This window comes from Thermococcus sp. 21S7, from assembly GCF_012027615.1.
Taxonomy (GTDB): domain Archaea; phylum Methanobacteriota_B; class Thermococci; order Thermococcales; family Thermococcaceae; genus Thermococcus.
In genome coordinates, this window is record NZ_SNUT01000002.1 from 127907 (window position 1) to 146516 (window position 18610).

The 18610-nt window shown below is 56.7% G+C and carries 29 protein-coding genes; 19 read left to right on the forward strand and 10 right to left on the reverse strand.

Going from position 1 to position 18610, the window contains the following annotated elements; all coding sequences use genetic code 11:
* The first annotated feature begins 19 nt into the window (after positions 1 to 19).
* From pstS to E3E51_RS03925, 7 genes are read left to right on the forward strand one after another with little or no spacing between them, the layout of a single operon-like run.
* Positions 20 to 1189 carry a phosphate ABC transporter substrate-binding protein PstS gene (gene pstS, locus E3E51_RS03895; RefSeq protein WP_167912119.1) on the forward strand — a complete coding sequence of 390 codons (1170 nt, stop codon included), beginning with the start codon at positions 20 to 22 and terminating at the stop codon, positions 1187 to 1189.
* A gap of 25 nt (positions 1190 to 1214) precedes the next feature.
* Positions 1215 to 2003 carry a sugar phosphate isomerase/epimerase family protein gene (locus E3E51_RS03900; RefSeq protein ID WP_167912120.1) on the forward strand — a complete coding sequence of 263 codons (789 nt, stop codon included), beginning with the start codon at positions 1215 to 1217 and terminating at the stop codon, positions 2001 to 2003.
* Entirely contained in the window at positions 2000 to 2914 is a 915-nt protein-coding gene (gene pstC, locus E3E51_RS03905) for a phosphate ABC transporter permease subunit PstC (RefSeq protein ID WP_167911824.1), read from the forward strand. Before E3E51_RS03900 ends, pstC begins: the two co-directional genes overlap by 4 nt.
* The gene (pstA, locus tag E3E51_RS03910) at positions 2901 to 3734 is read left to right on the forward strand and encodes a phosphate ABC transporter permease PstA (RefSeq protein WP_167911825.1); all 834 of its coding nucleotides are present in this window, start codon (positions 2901 to 2903) and stop codon (positions 3732 to 3734) included. The genes pstC and pstA overlap by 14 nt, the downstream gene beginning before the upstream one ends.
* Positions 3731 to 4489 carry a phosphate ABC transporter ATP-binding protein gene (locus E3E51_RS03915; protein WP_167911826.1) on the forward strand — a complete coding sequence of 253 codons (759 nt, stop codon included), beginning with the start codon at positions 3731 to 3733 and terminating at the stop codon, positions 4487 to 4489. Before pstA ends, E3E51_RS03915 begins: the two co-directional genes overlap by 4 nt.
* Positions 4486 to 5091, forward strand: coding sequence for a PhoU domain-containing protein (locus E3E51_RS03920; protein WP_167911827.1), 606 nt, complete (start codon positions 4486 to 4488; stop codon positions 5089 to 5091). The genes E3E51_RS03915 and E3E51_RS03920 overlap by 4 nt, the downstream gene beginning before the upstream one ends.
* 9 nt (positions 5092 to 5100) lie before the next feature.
* Complete coding sequence (locus E3E51_RS03925; protein ID WP_167911828.1) at positions 5101 to 5691, forward strand: phosphate uptake regulator PhoU; 591 nt, start codon at positions 5101 to 5103, stop codon at positions 5689 to 5691.
* 19 nt (positions 5692 to 5710) lie between these two features.
* On the opposite strand, the gene pcc1 is transcribed toward E3E51_RS03925, so the two are convergent.
* Genes pcc1 through E3E51_RS03945 form a run of 4 tightly spaced genes read right to left on the reverse strand, consistent with a single transcriptional unit; the run spans position 5711 to position 7069 of the window.
* Positions 5711 to 5989 (reverse strand): KEOPS complex subunit Pcc1, encoded by a 279-nt coding sequence (gene pcc1, locus E3E51_RS03930; RefSeq protein WP_167911829.1) that lies wholly within the window; start codon positions 5987 to 5989, stop codon positions 5711 to 5713.
* Positions 5932 to 6573, reverse strand: coding sequence for a ribosomal biogenesis protein (locus E3E51_RS03935; protein WP_167912121.1), 642 nt, complete (start codon positions 6571 to 6573; stop codon positions 5932 to 5934). The genes pcc1 and E3E51_RS03935 overlap by 58 nt, the downstream gene beginning before the upstream one ends.
* Before the next feature lie 52 nt (positions 6574 to 6625).
* Positions 6626 to 6775 carry a DNA-directed RNA polymerase subunit P gene (locus E3E51_RS03940; protein ID WP_012571411.1) on the reverse strand — a complete coding sequence of 50 codons (150 nt, stop codon included), beginning with the start codon at positions 6773 to 6775 and terminating at the stop codon, positions 6626 to 6628.
* A gap of 33 nt (positions 6776 to 6808) precedes the next feature.
* Entirely contained in the window at positions 6809 to 7069 is a 261-nt protein-coding gene (locus E3E51_RS03945) for a 50S ribosomal protein L37ae (protein ID WP_014012168.1), read from the reverse strand.
* 329 nt (positions 7070 to 7398) lie between these two features.
* Between E3E51_RS03945 and E3E51_RS03950 the strand changes: the two genes are divergently transcribed.
* From E3E51_RS03950 to E3E51_RS03995, 10 genes are all read left to right on the forward strand, one after another.
* Entirely contained in the window at positions 7399 to 7899 is a 501-nt protein-coding gene (locus E3E51_RS03950; protein ID WP_167912122.1) for a hypothetical protein, read from the forward strand.
* 53 nt (positions 7900 to 7952) lie between these two features.
* Entirely contained in the window at positions 7953 to 8204 is a 252-nt protein-coding gene (locus tag E3E51_RS03955; protein ID WP_167912123.1) for a hypothetical protein, read from the forward strand.
* Between the two features lie 106 nt (positions 8205 to 8310).
* Complete coding sequence (locus E3E51_RS03960) at positions 8311 to 8529, forward strand: hypothetical protein (RefSeq protein WP_167911830.1); 219 nt, start codon at positions 8311 to 8313, stop codon at positions 8527 to 8529.
* A 7-nt stretch (positions 8530 to 8536) separates the two neighbouring features.
* Positions 8537 to 8854 (forward strand): ArsR family transcriptional regulator, encoded by a 318-nt coding sequence (locus E3E51_RS03965; RefSeq protein WP_167911831.1) that lies wholly within the window; start codon positions 8537 to 8539, stop codon positions 8852 to 8854.
* 48 nt (positions 8855 to 8902) lie between these two features.
* The gene (locus E3E51_RS03970) at positions 8903 to 9664 is read left to right on the forward strand and encodes a 7-carboxy-7-deazaguanine synthase QueE (RefSeq protein ID WP_167911832.1); all 762 of its coding nucleotides are present in this window, start codon (positions 8903 to 8905) and stop codon (positions 9662 to 9664) included.
* A gap of 9 nt (positions 9665 to 9673) precedes the next feature.
* Entirely contained in the window at positions 9674 to 10114 is a 441-nt protein-coding gene (locus E3E51_RS03975; RefSeq protein WP_167911833.1) for a hypothetical protein, read from the forward strand.
* Between the two features lie 122 nt (positions 10115 to 10236).
* Entirely contained in the window at positions 10237 to 11268 is a 1032-nt protein-coding gene (locus E3E51_RS03980) for a zinc ribbon domain-containing protein (RefSeq protein ID WP_240924244.1), read from the forward strand.
* Positions 11265 to 12212, forward strand: coding sequence for a hypothetical protein (locus E3E51_RS03985; RefSeq protein ID WP_167911834.1), 948 nt, complete (start codon positions 11265 to 11267; stop codon positions 12210 to 12212). Before E3E51_RS03980 ends, E3E51_RS03985 begins: the two co-directional genes overlap by 4 nt.
* 64 nt (positions 12213 to 12276) lie before the next feature.
* Positions 12277 to 13599, forward strand: a complete 1323-nt coding sequence (locus tag E3E51_RS03990; RefSeq protein ID WP_167911835.1) for a RuvB-like helicase — start codon at positions 12277 to 12279, stop codon at positions 13597 to 13599.
* Between the two features lie 83 nt (positions 13600 to 13682).
* Entirely contained in the window at positions 13683 to 13994 is a 312-nt protein-coding gene (locus E3E51_RS03995) for a hypothetical protein (RefSeq protein WP_346765939.1), read from the forward strand.
* Here E3E51_RS03995 and E3E51_RS04000 read toward each other — a convergent pair whose 3' ends face one another.
* Genes E3E51_RS04000 through E3E51_RS04015 form a run of 4 tightly spaced genes read right to left on the reverse strand, consistent with a single transcriptional unit; the run spans position 13995 to position 16379 of the window.
* Complete coding sequence (locus E3E51_RS04000) at positions 13995 to 14987, reverse strand: PIN domain-containing protein (protein ID WP_167912126.1); 993 nt, start codon at positions 14985 to 14987, stop codon at positions 13995 to 13997.
* Positions 14974 to 15456 carry a hypothetical protein gene (locus E3E51_RS04005; protein WP_167911836.1) on the reverse strand — a complete coding sequence of 161 codons (483 nt, stop codon included), beginning with the start codon at positions 15454 to 15456 and terminating at the stop codon, positions 14974 to 14976. The genes E3E51_RS04000 and E3E51_RS04005 overlap by 14 nt, the downstream gene beginning before the upstream one ends.
* Positions 15450 to 15905 carry a hypothetical protein gene (locus E3E51_RS04010; protein WP_167911837.1) on the reverse strand — a complete coding sequence of 152 codons (456 nt, stop codon included), beginning with the start codon at positions 15903 to 15905 and terminating at the stop codon, positions 15450 to 15452. The genes E3E51_RS04005 and E3E51_RS04010 overlap by 7 nt, the downstream gene beginning before the upstream one ends.
* A 12-nt stretch (positions 15906 to 15917) precedes the next feature.
* Positions 15918 to 16379 (reverse strand): DUF2284 domain-containing protein, encoded by a 462-nt coding sequence (locus E3E51_RS04015; protein ID WP_167911838.1) that lies wholly within the window; start codon positions 16377 to 16379, stop codon positions 15918 to 15920.
* Positions 16380 to 16582: 203 nt separating this feature from the next.
* Here E3E51_RS04015 and E3E51_RS04020 point away from each other — a divergent pair, with 203 nt between their 5' ends.
* Complete coding sequence (locus E3E51_RS04020; RefSeq protein ID WP_240924245.1) at positions 16583 to 17050, forward strand: YbhB/YbcL family Raf kinase inhibitor-like protein; 468 nt, start codon at positions 16583 to 16585, stop codon at positions 17048 to 17050.
* A gap of 3 nt (positions 17051 to 17053) precedes the next feature.
* Here the strand turns inward: E3E51_RS04020 and E3E51_RS04025 are convergent, their stop codons facing one another.
* Both E3E51_RS04025 and E3E51_RS04030 read right to left on the reverse strand, forming a co-directional pair.
* Positions 17054 to 17302 carry a hypothetical protein gene (locus tag E3E51_RS04025; RefSeq protein WP_167912127.1) on the reverse strand — a complete coding sequence of 83 codons (249 nt, stop codon included), beginning with the start codon at positions 17300 to 17302 and terminating at the stop codon, positions 17054 to 17056.
* A gap of 100 nt (positions 17303 to 17402) precedes the next feature.
* On the reverse strand, positions 17403 to 17867 hold the full coding sequence (locus tag E3E51_RS04030) for a hypothetical protein (RefSeq protein WP_167912128.1): 465 nt from the start codon (positions 17865 to 17867) through the stop codon (positions 17403 to 17405).
* Positions 17868 to 18023: 156 nt separating this feature from the next.
* On the opposite strand from E3E51_RS04030, the gene E3E51_RS04035 reads away from it, so the two are divergent.
* Entirely contained in the window at positions 18024 to 18593 is a 570-nt protein-coding gene (locus E3E51_RS04035) for a glutaredoxin domain-containing protein (RefSeq protein WP_167911840.1), read from the forward strand.
* Positions 18594 to 18610: the final 17 nt, after the last annotated feature.

Consider the following 18610-nt stretch of genomic DNA (forward strand, 5'->3'; position numbering starts at 1 on the left):
GTGGTAATCGGTGAAAGCCATGAAGCGGTTCGCGGCACTGCTGCTGGTGTTTCTGCTCGGAATTGCCGTCCTGTCGAGCGGTTGCATAAGCTCCACTGGGGAGGACAAAAGCCCAACAAGCAGCTCAACGGCCAAGTCCACGTCCACGGTCACCCAGGGGGCCAAAGCCGACGTCAAGGTTATAACCATCCGCACGACCGGAGCGACCTTCCCGCAGTACCAGATTCAAAAGTGGATTGAGGCCTACATGAAGGCCCACCCGGACGTTAGGATCGAGTACGAGGGCGGCGGAAGCGGCCACGGTCAGGAGGCCTTCCTGAAAGGCCTCACGGACATAGGAAGGAGCGACCCGCCGGTTAAGGAGTCCACGTGGAAGAAGTTCCTGAAGACAGGCGACCAGCCCCTCCAGTTCCCGGAGATAGTCGGTGCGGTGGTCGTTGCCTACAACGTGCCCGGCCTCGATGAGCTCAAGCTCGACGGCGAAACCCTCGCGAAGATTTTCATGGGGGAGATAGAGTACTGGGACGACGAGGCGATAAAGAAGCTCAACCCGGACGCGAAGCTCCCGCACGAGAAGATAATCGTCGTCCACAGGAGCGACGCGAGCGGAACGACGGCGATATTCACCACCTACCTCACCCTCGTGAGCAAGGAGTTCGCCGAGAAGGTGGGGGCAGGAAAACTCGTCAACTGGCCGGTGGACAAGATGGGAAGGGGAATCGGCGGAAAGGGCAACCCCGGAGTTGTCCAGGCCCTCAAGAGCACCAAGTACAGCATAGCCTACACTGAGCTCTCCTTCGCCATAGAGGAGAACCTCAAGGTTGCCGCCCTCAAGAACAGGGACGGGAACTTCGTCAAGCCTACGGACGAGACCATTAAGGCGGCCGTTTCGGCCCTCAAGTCCAAAATCCCGGACCCGACCGAGGGCTACAAGGAGGACCTCAAGGGGCTCCTCAACGCGCCCGGCGAGAACGCCTACCCGGTAGTGGCATTCACTCACCTGCTCGTCTGGCAGAACAGGGAAGGAAAGCACTACAGCCCCGAGAAGGCCAGGGAAATAAAGGAGTTCCTGAAGTGGGTCCTCACCGAGGGCCAGAGGGAGGAGTACCTCGCCCCGGGCTACGTCGGCCTCCCGAAGGACGTCGCGGAAATCGGGCTTAACGCTGTTGACATGATTCAGACCGGCTGACTCTTCTCCCTTTTTGGTGGTGGCCATGAAGGTCGGCGTGAACACCTTCATAGTCAGGGAGGTCAGCGGGAACGGCTTCCCCCTCGATGAACTGGGCGTTGAGGTCCTTGAGCTCGGCTTCGACGACGTTGAGGTGCTCACTGAGAATGGCATCAACTGGGACGTCCTGAAGAACCTAGCCGGCCTCGGAGTCGAGTTCACACTCCACGCGCCGACGTCGGACGGGGGGAACGTCAGCGTTGACCTCGGCCACTACAGCAGGATGAACGTCGTGACCATGGAGCGGGTCTTCAGGGTGGCGAGCGCCCTCGACGCGAGCGTAGTCGTCATCCACGGGGGCGACATCAGGGAGAGCTACCACAGGGCCTTCGCCAACACGAGGAGACAGCTCATGGAGATTTCGGCCATCGCTGAGGACTACGGGGTTGAACTGCTCATGGAGAACCTCACCGATGCTAGGGTCGGCGCGTTTCCCCACGAGCTGCTGCCATTCATAGATGAGAACGTCGGAATCTGCCTCGACGTCGGGCACGCCTTCCTGACGGCCATGAAGTACGGCGTTCCAATGGACGAGTTCGCCCTGCTGAAGGCCGAGGAAGCCCACGTCCACGACAACAACGGCGAGAGAGACGAGCATCTACCGCCGGGTGAGGGCATGATAGGGAAGAACTACATAGGGAGGCTCGTGGGGGCGGTGAGGCCCGACTACGTTGTCCTTGAAATCCGGTGCTTCTCAAGGCCGGAGAGCGTTTTTGAGTCCATAGAGTTTGCCAAGTCCATTGGCAGGGTCAGGATAAGGGAGGTGGCGAGATGAGGGACGCTTTCAAGACCGTGACGTTTCCCGCTGTCCTCGTCGTTTTTATCCTCTTCGCCGGCATGCTGTTCGTTTACTTCACCAACGCGGTGCCGGCCTTCCACCGCTTTGGGATTGGCGTCTACCTGAATAACGTGTGGATGGCCGCCGAGAACCCGGAAGACGAGATCTACGGCGTCGCCGCGGCGATATGGGGGAGCATTTACACCTCACTGATTGCAATAGCGCTCGCACTCCCGCTTTCGATTTCGTACTCTGTTTTCGTCGTTGACTACGCCCCAAAGTGGCTTAAGAACCCCCTCATCGTCGTCTCCGACATAATGGCCGGGCTCCCGACGATAATCTACGGCCTCTGGGGGGCTCTCGTCCTCGTCCCGTTCCTCAGGGAGCACGTCATGAAGCCCCTTCACGAGCACCTCTCCTTCATCCCGCTCTTCTCCTACCCGCCGACGACCGGCTACAGCTACTTCTCGGCCGGCGTCCTGCTCGCGATTATGATTACCCCCTTCGCCTCGGCTGTAATCAGGGAGGCCTACTCGATGGTCCCCTTCACCTACCGCGAGGCGGTCTACGCGCTCGGCGCGACGAGGTTCGAGGCGACGAGGCTCCTCCTCGGCTACATAAGGCCCGCGATAGTTTCCGGAACCATACTCGCCTTCGGAAGGGCTATAGGAGAGACGGTAGCGGTGTCCCTCGTCATAGGAAACACCTTCAACATGACGTGCCAATTATTCGCCCCGGGCTACACCGTCTCGTCGCTCATAGCGAACCAGTTCGGCAACGCGTTCATCTACGAGTACATGACGCCGGTTCTCTACGCCGCGGGCCTCGCGCTCTTCGCGATAGGTCTCGCCGTGAACCTGCTCGGCCTCAGGATACTCCGGAGGTGGGAAGAGAATGTCAAGGCCTGAGACGAGGAGGCTCAAGGAGAAGGCATTCCTGGCCTGCGTAGGGGCCCTGACCTTCCTCGCAATCCTCCCGCTCTTCCACATCATCCTCACGGTCACGGCGAAGGGCCTGCCGGTCATAGCGGAGCGCGGGAGGACGTTCATCACCGGCACGCTCTCGGAGGGTGGAATCGGGCCGGCCATAGCCGGAACCTTCCTGCTGACCTTCCTCTCGGCCCTCCTCGGGCTCCCCGTGGCCTTCCTCGTCGGCCTCTACGCCTACGAGTTCCCGAACAGCACCATAGGCAGGTGGACGAAGACGCTCCTCCAGATAATGCTCGAATTCCCGACGATACTCGTCGGGGTCTTCGTGATGCAGGCCTTAGTAGTCCCGATGGGGACCTACTCCGCCATAGCCGGCGCGCTGGCCCTCGCGATAATCCTCACACCTTACGTCGCCGTCTACACCCACGAGGCTATGCGCGAGATACCCTTCACCTACCGCGAGGCGGCCTTCTCCCTCGGGCTCACGAGGGCGAAGGTCCTCTTCCGGGTCCTGGCGCCGATGGCGAAGCGCGGAATCCTGACCGGAGTCCTCATAGGCCTCGCCAAGGTTGCCGGAGAAACGGCACCGCTCCTCTTCACCGCCGGCGGGCTCTACGAGAGCTACCCCCACTCCGTGACGAAGCCGGTCGGCGCAATCCCGCTCCTCATCTACCAGCTCGTCCAGAGCCCGAGTAAGATGGACCACCAGACGGCGTGGGGGGCCTCGCTCGTCCTCCTGCTGATTTTCCTCGGGATATTCGTCCCGATAAGGCTCAGCCTTAGGGAGGTGAAACTGTGAACCGCGCGATTGAGACGAAGAACCTGAACGTCTACTACGGCTCAAACCACGTTATCAAGGGCGTCGACCTCCAGATTCCCGAGAGGGGCGTCTTCGCCCTCATGGGCCCGAGCGGCTGCGGAAAATCGACGATGCTGAGGACATTCAACAGGCTGATAGAACTCAACGAGAGCGCGAGGGTCGAGGGGGAGGTCAGGCTCTTCGGAGAGAACATATACTCCCCCGATGTCGACCCGATAGAGGTGAGGAGGCAGGTGGGGATGGTCTTCCAGTATCCGAACCCCTTCCCGCACCTGACGATTTACGAGAACGTGGCCCTCGGACTGAAGCTGAACAACCTGCTCCCCAGGGAGGAGATGCCTGAGAGGGTCGAGTGGGCGCTGAAGAAGGCCGCCCTCTGGGATGAGGTCAGGGACAGGCTCAACGATTATCCCTCGAACTTATCCGGCGGTCAGAGGCAGAGGCTTGTGATAGCGCGGGCCCTCGCGATGAAGCCGAGAATCCTCCTGATGGACGAGCCGACTGCAAACATAGACCCGGTGGGGACTGCGAAGATTGAGGAGCTCCTGTTCGAGCTGAAGGGGGAGTACACGATAGTCCTCGTCACCCACTCCCCGGCGCAGGCGGCGCGCGTTTCGGACTGGGTGGCCTTCCTCTACCTCGGGAAGCTAATCGAGGTGGGCCCGACGAGGAAGGTCTTCGAGAACCCGGAGCACGAGCTGACCGAGAAGTACGTGACGGGGGCGCTGGGATGAAGTGGAAGGCGATGGAGAAGGCCCGGAACCTGCTGGAAGAGCTCGGGGGGATGGTTCTGAACGGCATGGAGACCCTTGAGAGGGAGGCCAAGGAAAATGAGCCCGGGGAAGTCGAGGACCTCTTCTGGGAGGCCGTACATCTGAGGATGAAGCTCAACGACATCCTGATAGAGATACTGCTCCGCTATCAGCCCCTCGCGAGGGAGTTGCGCTTCGTCCGCTCGGCCCTCGATTCCTCCTATGACCTCTACAGGATAGCGAGGCACCTGTCGAGGATGGAGGCCCTCCTCTTCATAGGGAGCCCGGAGTGCGCCCGGGATGTGGCGGTTGATGGGCTGAGCCTCCTGCGGTCATGGCTGGCCATTGGAATCGAGTCGCTGGTCAGGGAGAAGCCCTACCCCGTGGAGGAGCTCCCCTTCCTTGAATTGTCCTTTGAGGAGTTCTGGAAGGGGAACGTTAAGACGGAGAACCCGATGGTCATGGCGACGCTGATGCACTGTGAGGGGATTTACAATCACACAAAGAACGTTCTCCGCTCGGCACTCTACTACCTTGAGGGTTCGAAGGGGCTCGAAAGGGCCCCGATACTCTTCGTCTCGTGAGGTGGTAGCATGAGGAAGCTTCTCGACATAGGGATTGAGCAGCTGAAGAAAATGATTGGGGAGATGGCCAACGGCTCCATCGAGGCCCTTGAGTCTGCGAGGAAGAGCATCGAGGGCGACTTCGATTCGACGGAGGAGATATCGAGCAGGCTACACCTCATAAGGGCCGACGTCCTTGAGCTCGCCACAGAGCTCCTCGTCCGCTACTCCCCGGTTGCCGGCGACCTGCGATTTATCCAGAGCGCCATAGACGTCTCCTATGACCTCTACCGGATTTCCAGATACGCTATGGAGATAGAGCGGACGGCGAGGATTGTTGGGGGGTCGACTGAGCTCTCCCGGAGGGCGTTTACCCTGACGGAGGAAGCTGTGAGGCTCTCAGTTGACGCGTTCATGGGGCTGAACGAAACCCTCGTCGGCAGGCTCCTTGAGCTCGACAGGCGGATTGACGGGTATTACCTGAGGTCGCTTGAGGCCCTAAACGAGAGTCCTGGGAAGGCGAGGGACGCGCTGATAATGCGCCACCTCGAAAGGATAAGCGACCACGCAAAAGAGATAGGCGCGAGGGTGATATACATAAAAGAGGGCAGGAGGGTTTGAGCCATCTTGCTGTTTCCATTTAAACCTCAAGCGAGTCCATAGCGACCTTGATCCATCTCAGATAGGAGTTCAGCGTTCCCCTCAGGGCGGAGTTGTCCCGGGCGAGAAAGCGGATTATTATCCTGTTCCCCTCGCGGAGGAACTCTATCCTGCTCCTCCGGTAGGGCACGCTCTCGTGCTCGTACAGAACGCTCTCGTAGACTATCCTAGCAGTCTCCTCATCGGGAAAGGAGATTTCGATCACTCCTTCGATTGGCCAGGCTTTTTCTTCAGCCACGCCGCCTCCTTGTAGTCCCATCTCCGCCCGTCCTCCATTATCCATATCTTGACGCTTATGAGCGGGCCAACGGCCTTCTCCTTATTGACGTCCAGGCGGTAGAAGTTCACCGCCATTCCGCGCGGGTGCCTCTCGATTACGCTCAGCACGTCGGTGTTGTACCTGTCGGCTATTCCTAGGAGCGAGCGCTCCTTCCTCGGGACGAACTTTCCGCCGGTCAGCTCGGCGAAAACCTGGGCGAACGCAACGTGGTCGAGGCCGACGCGCTTTGCGGTGGTCACAACAAGCGGCATCTCCTCGCGTATGGGCCTTATGTCCCTGAAACCAATCTCGCGCTGGAGCTTGATGCCGTGGAGGTACAGGTAGCCGAGGTAGCCCCAGTCCTCGGGGTCAACTTTGATAAAGGTCATCTTGAGCGGGTTGCCCTTCCAGACGTTGACTATCAAGAGCCTCTCGTAGTTCCTGTCGTAGGCCTCCATGAGCAGGTCCTGGACCGTCTTCTTTCCCCTGGTCAGGTAGAGCGAGTTGGGGAAGACCTTCTCCAGGTCGTGGCCGAAGCTCCTCGTCCTCCTCGTGGGTCTGTGGGAAGTCGTTATCAGCATCATAGCCCTCACTCAAAATTCGTTTAAGCGATAAAAGGCTTTCGAAACGAAAGAATCAGATCGCCTTTACGCGTCTGGCCACCCTGGGCCTGGGCTTGTAGAGTATCTTGCTGCCGCAGTAGGGGCAGCGGACTTCCCTGGTGTTTTCGAGGTCGAGCTCGACCTCCTTTCCACATTTTGCGCAGCGGTAAACGGCCATCACCATGGTTATCACCCTAAACTAAGCAAAGGAAAGGGGTCAGGCCTTGGAGGCCGTGACACGCTTGGCGACCTTTCCTGCCGGAGTGGTCGGCAGGTAGGCACCGCCGGCGAAGGTGGCGCCGCACTTCTGGCACTGCCATATGCCGGTGCTTATCCTCCTGACGGCCTTCCTTCCGCAGACCGGGCAGACGTGCTTCTGCTTCATCTTGGCCTCAACGGCCGCGACCCTTCTTCTAATCTTGAGACCGTACCTTGGACCGTACCTTCCGGCTGAACCAACCTTAGTAGTCCTTCCCATGAGCATCACCTCTAATTATCAACCGATTTTCACGACTGGAGAGTGTTTCCGGGGACGTTTTATAAACCTTTGCCCGGAAGCTTTGCATGGTAAAGTTTCATCAAAGTTCGCGGTTCCTTTAAACCTGCCGGTTGATGGAAGAGTTCTTTATAAAATTTATCTGATTGAAGCTTTGGAAAAAGCTTCACCAGAAAAGTTTGTAAGGGGGGCAGTGGAGATGTCGCCCCCCTGGGGGTCCCGACGTCATCGCAACCCACTACTCGTCGGGCATTCATTTCTATGCACAAAACCTTATAACAGTTGGGCCTACTCACCCATAGGTGCAGAACATGGCAGGAACGGTAAGCAAGGTAATACACTTCCGCGACGAGGAGGAGTTCTTCGACGACATGACTGAGATAATGGAGCGCTTTTCCTACCTGGCCAGCAAATACGGTCACAATCCCGTTGAGGGTGTTCTCCTGTGGGACTACATAGGCGTTCAGGACGAAGAAGGCGTTAAAATTTTCCGCGTGGGCGAGTTTCCCTACTTTGAGGGGGCCCTGAAGGTTGACCTTGAGACCCTTAGAGTCATGGAGCGCTACTTCGACGAGATGGAGAGCAAGTGGGACGAACTCCGCGTGGAGGACATCGCTTACTTCGTGGAGATGCTCAACGACGCCCTGGGCAGGGAAATCGTCTACTACGAAGCCTACGACCTCGGCCTGGACAGGAACACTGCCTACATAATCCTCAACCTCGTCAGCCTGCACTATCTGGAGAGCGTTCTCGACGGAAGGGACAGGGAGATATTCGAGGAAGCCGTTGAGATGCTAATGAAGTACATTTGATTATGTGATTGTTGAATTATGTAATTGCTTGATTAAAGCTTGAGGTGATGCCCGTGCTCTTCAAGAAGAGGGGAACCTTCACCGAGGAGGACGCCAGAAAGGTCATCGAGATTGTGAGCGAGAGGCCCGATGAGAGGGAGATAATCGTCATGGCGGAGAAGGTTACGGACGGGGCAAAGAGGCGCCTCTGGGACTACGCGAGGGGAGTTCAGCTCATGGCCGACATGACCGGCGAGAACCGGAGCGTGAGGGTGGAGATTCTTGAGGGCTACGTGAGCGAACATGTGAAGGGCGTTGAACTATGAATCCCCCTGTCTCTTCTCAATGGAAATGTTTATATATCGGGTAAACAAATATTTACCCGGTAGAATCAATATTGACTGTAATGAAAGCCGAAAGGGGGAATGAGAGATGCCCGTACCTATGCCCCCGGGAACGGAATTCCTGGGCTGGCTCTTGCTTCTGGCCGCTGTGGCGGGGGTAGTATTCCTCATAGTCCGCTGTTCCGGTTCCTCCGGGACATCGAGGCCGGCAAACCCGGGTATGGAAGATTCTATGTCGGCCCTGCTTGAGGAGATAAGGCTCCTTAGGGAAGAGATTCGGGAACTCAGGGAGGAACTCAAGGAGTGATGGGCTGATGGACGAAAGGAGTTCCGAGAGGGACATCCAGAGGATTTCCGAGACGTTCAAGGCTCTCTCAAGTCCAACCCGACTCAGGATACTGGTACTGTGCATGGGGGAAGAGAAAACCAGCAGGGAGCTCAGGGAAGCACTGGGAATATCAAAGCCCCTTCTCATCTCACATCTCCGGAAGCTCCTGAGTGCGGGGCTCCTTGAGTACAGGGTTGAGCTGGACAAAAAGCGTATGATAGTCCGGAAGTACTACCGAACGCGAGCCGATGTTCCATGCATCGAGGAAATCCTGAGAAGCGTCAAGGGTCGACCTGAAACTTGAAGTCGCTGGAAGCCAAATCCTTAAAACTGCCTCGGAGTAGTGTCTGTCATGAAGCTTGTAATGGCCGAAGTCTTCAACAGTTGGCAGGGTGAAGGCGGAAGCGTCGAGGGCTCTGCCTTCGGGAGGAGGCAGATTTTCGTCCGCTTCGCAGGATGCGACCTTCGTTGTGTCTTCTGCGACTCCAGGGAGTACCTCGACGCCCCCCGCGTTTCACGCTGGTGCTATGAGGTCGAGCCGTTCACCGGACGGTTCGAGTACCGACCTAATCCAGCGGAGCTCGGCGACGTCGTTGATGCCATCCTGCGCCTCGATACCGGCGATATACACTCGGTAAGCTACACCGGCGGTGAGCCGACGCTCCAGGCGAGGCCGTTAAAGGCCCTGATGGAGCGCATGAAGGAAATCGGCTTCGACAACTTCCTCGAAACTCACGGCGGCCTTCCGGAGCTGATTAAGGAGGTTGCCCACCTTACAGATTACGCGAGCGTTGATATAAAGGACGAGACCGCGAAGGCTACGGAGGACTGGAGGGCCCTGGTTCTCCGTGAGGTGGAAAGCATAAGGATTCTGAAGGAAGCCGGCGCAAGAGTTTACGCCAAGCTCGTCGTTACGTCGGAGACGAAAATCGAGAACGTCCGCTGGTACGCTGAACTGTTGAAGGGTTTGGCTCCCCTTGTAATCCAGCCGAGGGAGCCGATTGAGATAAGTCAGAGGAGGCTCATGGAACTCTACCGTGAGGCGGCGCTGATCATGGGCCGGCGGAACGTCGGGCTGAGCTTCCAGGTTCATAAGTATCTCAACGTCCTCTGAGGTGGGAGGGTGAAGGGCGAGGCGCTTGCTGCACTCTCCCTCGTCTTTGTCGGTCTCTCGGCATATTTCCAGGATTCCGGCGGAAAGCTTTCTCTTCCACTCCTCCTGGCGGCGTTTGCGGTGCTCTTTGCCGGCGTTCGTGTAATCAACCGTTCAATGCCATCAAAGCGTTCTGGGGAGGCTTATCTCCTTCTCGGCCTTTCCCTCCCACTCCTGCTGTTCCTGAACTACGGAAACCCGCTTTACCTCGTCGCGGGCTGGCTTATGGTGGGGGCCTTCTTTTGGAATTCTGAGAAATCGGTTCTGCTGCTGGTTCCGGTGGGGCTGATAATGGGCTGGCTGGCCATTGGAGAAAACTCGTACGCGGCCAGGTTCGTCGGCGCTTTCCTGCTCGCGGTTTCCATCATCGTGGGGAGTGCGTCGCTGTACTTCTGGCTGAGATACAGGTGAGCTTTTAAGGCATTCCCCGAAGTGAATGCGGCGATGATGAGATTGGCCTTTGGGGTGAACGATGCCCGGGATCGACGGCCTGAGCCAAAAACTTTTAACCTTTAACTTCCTCCCAATCAGTGGTGGTAATCATCGAGGTTCTCAGGTGCGAGCGGTGCGGTGCGCCCCTTGAGACCACCCCGGAGGATGTGATAGTCGTCTGCCCCTACTGCGGCTATCCCAACTCCTACGATAGAATATTCACCGAGAAAAACGTCTTCTTCGTTGAGAGCCTCCCGAAGAAGGAAATCCTGCGCCTCTTCCGGGAGCGCGTGAGGAGGGACAAGGACTACCTGGGCCTCCGCGGGAAAGTTGAGGTTGCGAAGGTTGAGGGCTTCTACGTTCCGATATGGTTCGGGAAGGTCAAGGGCCATGGGTACGTCAGGTTCGTGGATTATATGGAGAAAGATGGCAGAAAGGAGAAGATTATCAGACACAGGCAGTTTGAAGAGGACTCCGTTGTCTGCGTTCCCGCAAGAAGGGGCGTCTATGATATAGCGGTTGAGGCCTTGGCAGAGAAGTTCGAGAGGGGAGGTTATATCACCTTCAACGAGATTGGGGACACGCTCAGGTATATGATGGATGTAAGGCCCATAACCGAACTCACCCCCGAGAGGTGGGAGGAACTTGAGCCGGACTTCTTGAACACCGACTTCGGAAAGGAGCAGGCAAAGGCGGCGCTTCTGGACAGGGCTTCGGACAGGGCCAAGGAGATCCATATTCCAAGGGACACAGAAGTAAAGTCCTTCGGGTTTGGTGGGGAAGTTGAGGATATTGCCCTCGTCTTTTACCCCCTCTGGAAGGTGTACTACGACATCGAGGGTGGGACCTATTTCGTCGCCTACGACGGTCACAAAGGAAGGGAAGTACTCACCATTGAGCCCGTGAGGGTCTGGCGCAAGGTGGCGTACGCCCTTGCGGCGCTAATGGGAGTGGCGGCGGCCTCGCTCTTCACGACCCCATACGGCAACGTGGAATACTGGGACTTCGTTGCCCACGCCAGACAGGGGGCTGTTCTCGCCCTGATCATTCCAGCCCTGCTCGCCTACTTCGGGTTCGGGCTCGCAAGGGGCTACGGGAGAAAAATGGCGCGTGACGTGAGGGTCGAAAGATGAGGGTTAGATGCCCCAACTGCGGTGCCGAGTTCGAGGCGGACGGGAATTTTGTGACGTGCCCCTACTGCGGATTCCAGATACAGCTCGGTGAGGCCAAGACGTTCACGTATCCGCTGAGGGTTGAGGATCCCTGGAAGCCCCTGGTGTCATTTATACGGCTCCAGCGCCTTTCTCCCAACGACGTCGAGTGGAATGCACAGCTTATCGAGAGGGAGCTGCTTTACGTTCCATTTTACGTGTTCTTCGTAAAGGCCACCGGCATGACCTATACGGGAACGTTCTCCCCGGAAGGGGCCGGCAACGTTGAGTTCTTCAATTACCTTACCGTCCCTGCGGCGGGTGGCTTCAACGAGCTGATGAACTATCCCCTGCCCACGAGGGGGAGGAAGTACTTCGACGGCAGGGTTAATGGAAAGCTCGTGGAGAAAACTCTGAGTGAGAATGAGGCAGAGGAAAAGCTCAGACGGGCCGTGGGGGAGATCCTTAAGGGGGAGGCTAGGCACTACTTTCACTGGGGCAGGGTTGGACTGGACGAGACGAGTTTTGAGGTGGCTCTGGACGGCCTGGTCTACTACCCGATATGGCGCCTCAGATACAGGTACGGTTTTCTCACCCATAGGGCCTACGTGGACGGTGCTGATGGGAGGGTTCCCTACGCCGAATTTCCGGTAGCGCTGCCGAAGAGGTTCGTCAACTTCACCCTGGGCTCCCTGCTTCTGGCCTCGGGCTTTTTCCTTGGAAGGATGCTCTTTCCCCACGGATTTACATCGATCATTGGTTCGATGGGTGCCGCCGTTGCCGCTTCCTTCCCATCGCTGAGGCGGGCATTCACCCCACGCGGAAGGGCCAGCGAGCACCGGCTCCTGGCGGAGATAGCCGATGACTACGCCCCAGAGGAGGAGGCCTTCGGTGCTGTAATGCGCTTCTGGAAGGCCCACTTGTGACCCGTCAAATTTTTAAAGCTCCCTCCTTTTAGTAACCCCCGGTAAAGATTAAGGGGGTGGTGCCGTGCCGGTGATAGAGGAAGTGGCTCCAAGGAGCTTCGAGAGAATCGGAAGTCATTCCCACATCAAGGGTCTGGGTCTCGACGAGAGAGGGAAGGCGAAGTTCATGGCCGACGGAATGGTCGGGCAGATTAAGGCGAGGGAAGCCGCCGGCATAGCGGTCGAGCTTATCAAGCGCGGCAAGCTCGCCGGAAAGGGAATCCTCCTCGTTGGTCCGACGGGGAGCGGTAAGACAGCGATAGCGATGGGCATAGCGAGGGAACTTGGTGAGGACGTTCCCTTCGTCCAGATAGCGGGAAGTGAGATTTACTCCGCCGAGGTCAAGAAGACCGAGTTCCTGAAGGAGGCCCTGAGGAGGGCCATAGGTGTAAGGATAAGCGAGGAGAGGAAGGTTTACGAGGGTGAGGTCAGGGAGATAAGGATAAACCGCACCAGACACCCGTTCAACCCCTACGTCGAGGTTCCCGAGAGCGTCATAGTAACCCTCCGCACCAAGGATGACCAGAAGACCATCAGGGCGGGCAGGGAGATAGCCTACCAGCTCATGGAGATGGGCGTCGAGGAGGGCGACGTCATACAGATTGACGCCGAAACCGGAAGGATTTCCAAGATAGGCACGACCAAGGAGGAAGAGGGGCTGTTCTTCAAGCGCAAGGTGAACCTGCCGAGCGGCCCGGTTCTCAAGATAAAGGAGTTCACCTACACCGTTACGCTCCACGACCTCGACGTTGCCAACGCAAGGGGCAACATCTTCGGCCTGCTCTTCAGCACCGGGGCGGAGATAAGCGACGAGATAAGGGGGCGCGTTGATGAAACGGTCAAGAAATGGATTGAGGAAGGAAAGGCCAGCCTCGTGCCGGGGGTTCTCTTCATAGACGAGGTTCACATGCTCGACATCGAGGCGTTCTCCTTCCTCGCGAGGGCCATGGAGAGCGAACTGGCGCCGATTCTCATCCTCGCGACGAACCGCGGAAGAACGAAGATAAGGGGCACCGACCTCGAAGCCCCGCACGGGATACCCATCGACATGCTCGACAGGCTACTCATAATCAACACCGAGCCCTATAAAAAGGAGGAAATCAGGGAGATAATCAAGATTCGCGCAAGGGAGGAGAAGATTGAAGTCAGCGGGGAGGCGATAGAGTACCTCGCGGAGCTCGGGGAGAAGACCAGCCTCCGCTACGCGGTGCAGCTCCTGGCCCCGGCCAGCGTCCTGGCAAAGGGCGGAAGGGTGGAGAGGGAGCACATCGAGAGGGCGAAGGAATACTTCGCGGACCTCAGGAGGAGCATGGACTTCGTGAAGAAGCTGGAGGGCATGCTTCGCTGACCTCCTTCTCGCCCTTCAGGGCGAGGCTTTCAAAAGAAACATATTTTTAAGCTTTACTTTTGTTAATTCTTTTTGGTGATACTGTGCCGCTGGGGCCTCTTAAGGATGCAAGGAGGCTTTTCTACGCAATTCCATTCCTGTTATTTGGATTGGGGCTGCTGTTCTGGCAGCTGACCTTCGCAAGAGCTATGGTTGTGCTCCTCGGCTGGCTCACCTTTGCCATGGAGTACCGCTACGGGGGAGAGAGCAGGGAAGGCGACGAGCTGGTCGCACTTGGTATCTCGATGCCCGTGGTGCTCATCCCCGTACATGAAGCTATTGCCGAGACACTGGCCCTCTTCATCTTCATCCTCGTGATGGCGGATCTCTTTATTAAGTTCAAACGGGGGACTTAGCTACCCCATTATCCTCATCAGCTTTCTCGACAGCTTTAGGTGGAACTCGAACTCGTGGTAGGCCCTGTTTTCCGCCGGGAAGACCAGCTTCAGCTCGTTCAGCCCGCCCTTGCCTCCGAACTCGCCGAAAATCGTTATTCCGTTCACCTCTATGACGCCGAAGACCGCCGCGAGGTTGAAGAGGAGCGTTCTGAGCTGGTATGCTGTAACGTCGTGCCGCCCAATATCTTGGCGCGGATACTTGAAGAGGAAGTACTCAAGTCCCTCCATCTCGGCCACGTCGGTTATCGCTATGTCTGCCGTTAGGAAGACCAGAAGAGTTGGCGTCATGTTGTCGTAGTGCTTCAGGGACTTCACTATTATCTCATCGTTGTTGTGGGCCTGCTCCTTAATGCTCTCGGCTATGATTATCCTGTCCTTTAGCCTCTCAAACTCTTTGAGGGCTATGTAAGCGGCCTTCCTGCTCCTCTTCGTCCGCCTGTTGCTGAACTCCCGGAGAAGGCTTCCGTTTCTCACCTCGCGCCTGATTTCCTCCAGCTCCCTGTGCCGGTACTTGTAGTTCATGGCGTTCTCTATCTCTTTCTTCACGCCCTCCGCCACGACTATCTGGTACCTGTCGAGGGGCTTGAAGCCCGAGATGAAGCGGTGGTAGAAGAGGTTGGTGTCCGGGGCGAAGGCCACGCCCTTCTTGAGCCTCTCGTAGAGTTCAAGGTTCTGGACGAACTCATCGATGTTCGCGTACCTCACGATTCCCGCGGAGATGAAACATTCGTAGAAGTCCGTCCAGGTGGGGAGTTCATGTGAGAGATGCTCGGGAACCCTCTCGTTGAACTCCCGCCTCTTTACCGTGAGCTCAACACGGTAGCCGGTTTCCGCCGGCTCTGCCCTCAGCAGGGACAGCCCGTAGAGCGGATAACCTACCCTGATGTCCCCCAGAACGTTGAGGAGTATCTGGAGCTCCGGCTTCTCTATAATCTCGCTAGTCCCCTTCACTCTCATCACCCAGGAAGTTCTTTATCGGCTGCATGTGGGTTGGAATCATCATGTATGGTCGATCAGGGAAGTCGAGGTCGAGGAGACCCATATAGACGATGAACGCCACCGGGAACTGCCTTATCTGGACTATCGCGGCCGCAACGAGGGCTTTCCTGCCGGAGGTTATGTCCAGACCCATCCTGTAGCCCTCGCGCTCCAGCTTGGAGAACAGCTCCCTGAACTTTCTGTCGGCGACGAAGAAGCCGTAGTCCGGAACGACCTCGGTTTCTATCGTTGGGTTGAGGTTGTACGCTTCCGAAATTGCCCTAATGGCCTCAACGACCCGGGGCAGGTTGTGGCGGTAGCGCTCCTCCGTGAACACGTATATCCTCTCGGCCTTCCCTCCACGTGTGAGGATCTTGTAGTATGTGTTGACGACCGCCCACGGAGAGCGGCCGAGCAGTGTTATGTACGCGACCTTCACCATAATCCATTCCCCCAGATGTACGCCAGAATCCAGTAAACGAACGCTAAAATGAATGGGACCGCTGAAATCCGCCCCTTAACCGTCTTGTGGGCGATCAGGAACGGCACCAGCGCCATTATGAAGTACTCAGCGCCGTAGGTTTCGTGAACTCCAACGCCCCCCGCGGCGAAGAGGAAGAGGAGTGCGGTGAACACTCCTGCGGGAACGGTTAAAACCGTGAGCATGAGAACGTCGGGGGTTTTGATCGATTTTCTCTCCGGAACCAGGACTATCCAGAAGAGGAAGCTGAGAACAATGAAGTGGAGCAGCAGCTGCGGGAACTCCACCTCAACGCCGGGCTCCCCCTTTCCGGGCAGGTAGTAGAAGAGGGCCGCCCCGAAGGCATAGACAAGCGTCATGGTGAGTGAGATTCCCCACTTCGTTCCGGCGGGGGAGACGTTTTCCTTCATCCGTTCGCACCCTTATTCAATTAGAACCATCCCGTACAAAACGCTTTCGGAGAAGTTGATTTCCACGAGGTTCCCAATCTCGATGCCCACCGCGTCTATACTCGGTCTGACCCTGGTGGGCATTCTGCACGGCTTGCCCCTCTCGAAGGGACAGTCGTCGCAGAGGTTGCAGGAGCCGGGAAACAGCGCCATCGCGTACATCTTTCCCTCCCGGAAAAGCTCCTCCTCCCTCTTCAGGAGATACAGGAGGGCTTCCCGCTTTTCGTCTTCAAAGCGCTCCATGTCTATCTCGAACTTCACTATCAGGGCCCTCCTGAAGTGCCGCACCCACTCCCTCGCTTCCCTCCAGTCCGGGATGTGGGGAGGACAGCTCGGCCTCCTGCCGTACATCGGACAGGAGCGGCACTTCCAGACCGGTCTGGGCGAGACGACTATCTCATCCGCAGGAATCTCCCTCTCCCACAGCACCTTCATGGGGCATCAAGAAAACATGGCGCCGGAGCTTAAAAATCAATCCATGTCGGTGGTTTGCGCTAGGTGAACTTTTCCTCCGAAATATTTTTACGTTTGAAAAAGGAGTTATTAACATGAAGGGATTCGCGGTAGCACTGGTTTTGATTTTGGGGGTGTGCATCGCGGGATGCACGTCCCATGAAAACCCCGAAGGAGGTGTGAGTATGGACCTTGAGATAGGTTCGGTGTTTCACAACGGGGAGTACATACCCGTTGAGTTCACATGCGATGGAGAGAACGTTAATCCCCCGATATTCATGGGGCACATAGACCCCGCTGTCAAGAGCCTGGTCATCATAATGGACGACCCCGATGCCCCGGGTGGAACCTTCACCCACTGGATAGCGTGGAACATTCCGCCCCTTGGTGAGATACCCAAGGGTGTACCAAAACAGGCGGAGGTTGATGCCCCCGTTCATGTTGTTCAGGGACGCAACGATTTCGGAATGATAGGCTACGGTGGCCCGTGTCCGCCGAGGGGTCACGGGGTGCACCACTATCACTTCAAGGTTTACGGCCTTGACACGACGCTCAACCTCAGGCCCGGCTCCGGAAGAAAGGAATTAGAGGAGGCCATGAAGGGCCACATCGTTCAGTGGGGAGAACTCGTTGGTCTGTACAGACGGGACTGAGGCTCAGTAGCGGAGTTTGACGAAGAGGTTCACCGCGCTCTGGAACGCGGAGAGGAAGTTCAGGGTGAAGAATATCCAGTCCCGTATTATGTATGAGTACACCGTCAGGAAGCTGGCCGCTAGGACGTAGATTAGGATGAACTCCAGGTTCAGCGGGCAGTGCCTCTTCCTTATCGTCTCCACTGTCTGGGGAATCCATGAGCCCACGAGTAGCAGCATTCCAAGAAGTCCTATTATCTCTCCACCGTTCATTTTTCTCACCCGGACGGGAAATGAGAGAGTCTAAAAAAGCCTTGTGGATTGCTGCGTGTCAAATTTTTAAAAATATCGTGGGGAAATAGGCAAATTCGAGCTAAAGCTGGCTGGCCAGTCTGGACATCGCCCACGTCTTAACGTCCTCGTCCATGATTCCGTTGATGATTTCCATCGCCTCGGAGACCTTCCCCGCCTTGGCTAGGGTTAGCGCGACCTCTGCTTCGACCTTGGACCGGTTTGAGAGGTCGGTTATGTAACGGGATATCCTCATGGCTTCGTCAGGTTTCCCGAGGTTCAGAAACCCAAAGGTCAGGCTCATGAGCGCCTTTGTGCTCTCCTCGTGGTTTTCTATATCGAGAGCAGCCTTTATCGCCCTCTCCAGGGCCTCCCCATAGTCCAGACCCTTTCTTGCGACTTCAATGGCTATATGCGAGAAGGCCTTGGAGCGGATCATCCTGTCGGGTATTCCATCCGCCATCTGAAGCGCTTCCTCGGTTTTTCCGGAGTTGACGAGCTTAAGAACCGCCTCGTACAGCGCCCTGGAGCGATACCACTCCTGCATGATCATCCCCTATCCTCTTCTACGTTGAAGAATTTAAGCGTTCCCCTGGGACTTCAATTTGAACGCAACGGGGGTTTAATGCATCAGCGCCCCGAATGGCAGGGCTTTCAGAGGAAAGTATATAACCTCCACACATAAGTCCAAATGGGTGATCGAATGAATAAATTTGGTGCGGTGGTCCTTATCATACTCCTTGTGGGATTTGCGGCCGGCTGCATTTCGAATGGCAGCAACACGAGCACCGAAACGACTTCCACCACCAACCCAGAATACGTTGTCGTGAACGGTACTAAAATATATTTCAATGAGATTCACTTTTACATGTACGGCATGAAGACGTGTCCCCACTGTCATAAAATGAGAGAAGAGATTCCGGCCACTTACGGCGATGGCAGCCTGACCTATTATGAACTCGTGAACAATGAGGAGAACACGAAACTCTTCCAGGAGGTATACCAGACAACGGGCATTCAGGGTGTTCCTGCAATAGCGATAACCTACAATGGGACGCTTTACGCCGTACTCGAAGGGGAGTTCAACGTTACCGCGACCCCTGAGATAATCTATGCCGCAATGGAGCACAATGGTGTTCTTCTCTTCGTGGGTGGCAATGCGTACATACTGCCCCGCGACAAGGGAGACTCGGTTAAGGTGATAGATAAACTGTACGCGCTCTTCGTTGAGCACAAAATGCCCTCTGAAGCTTCAAACTCCACATCTGGCTGAACTACTTTTGTTCTCAA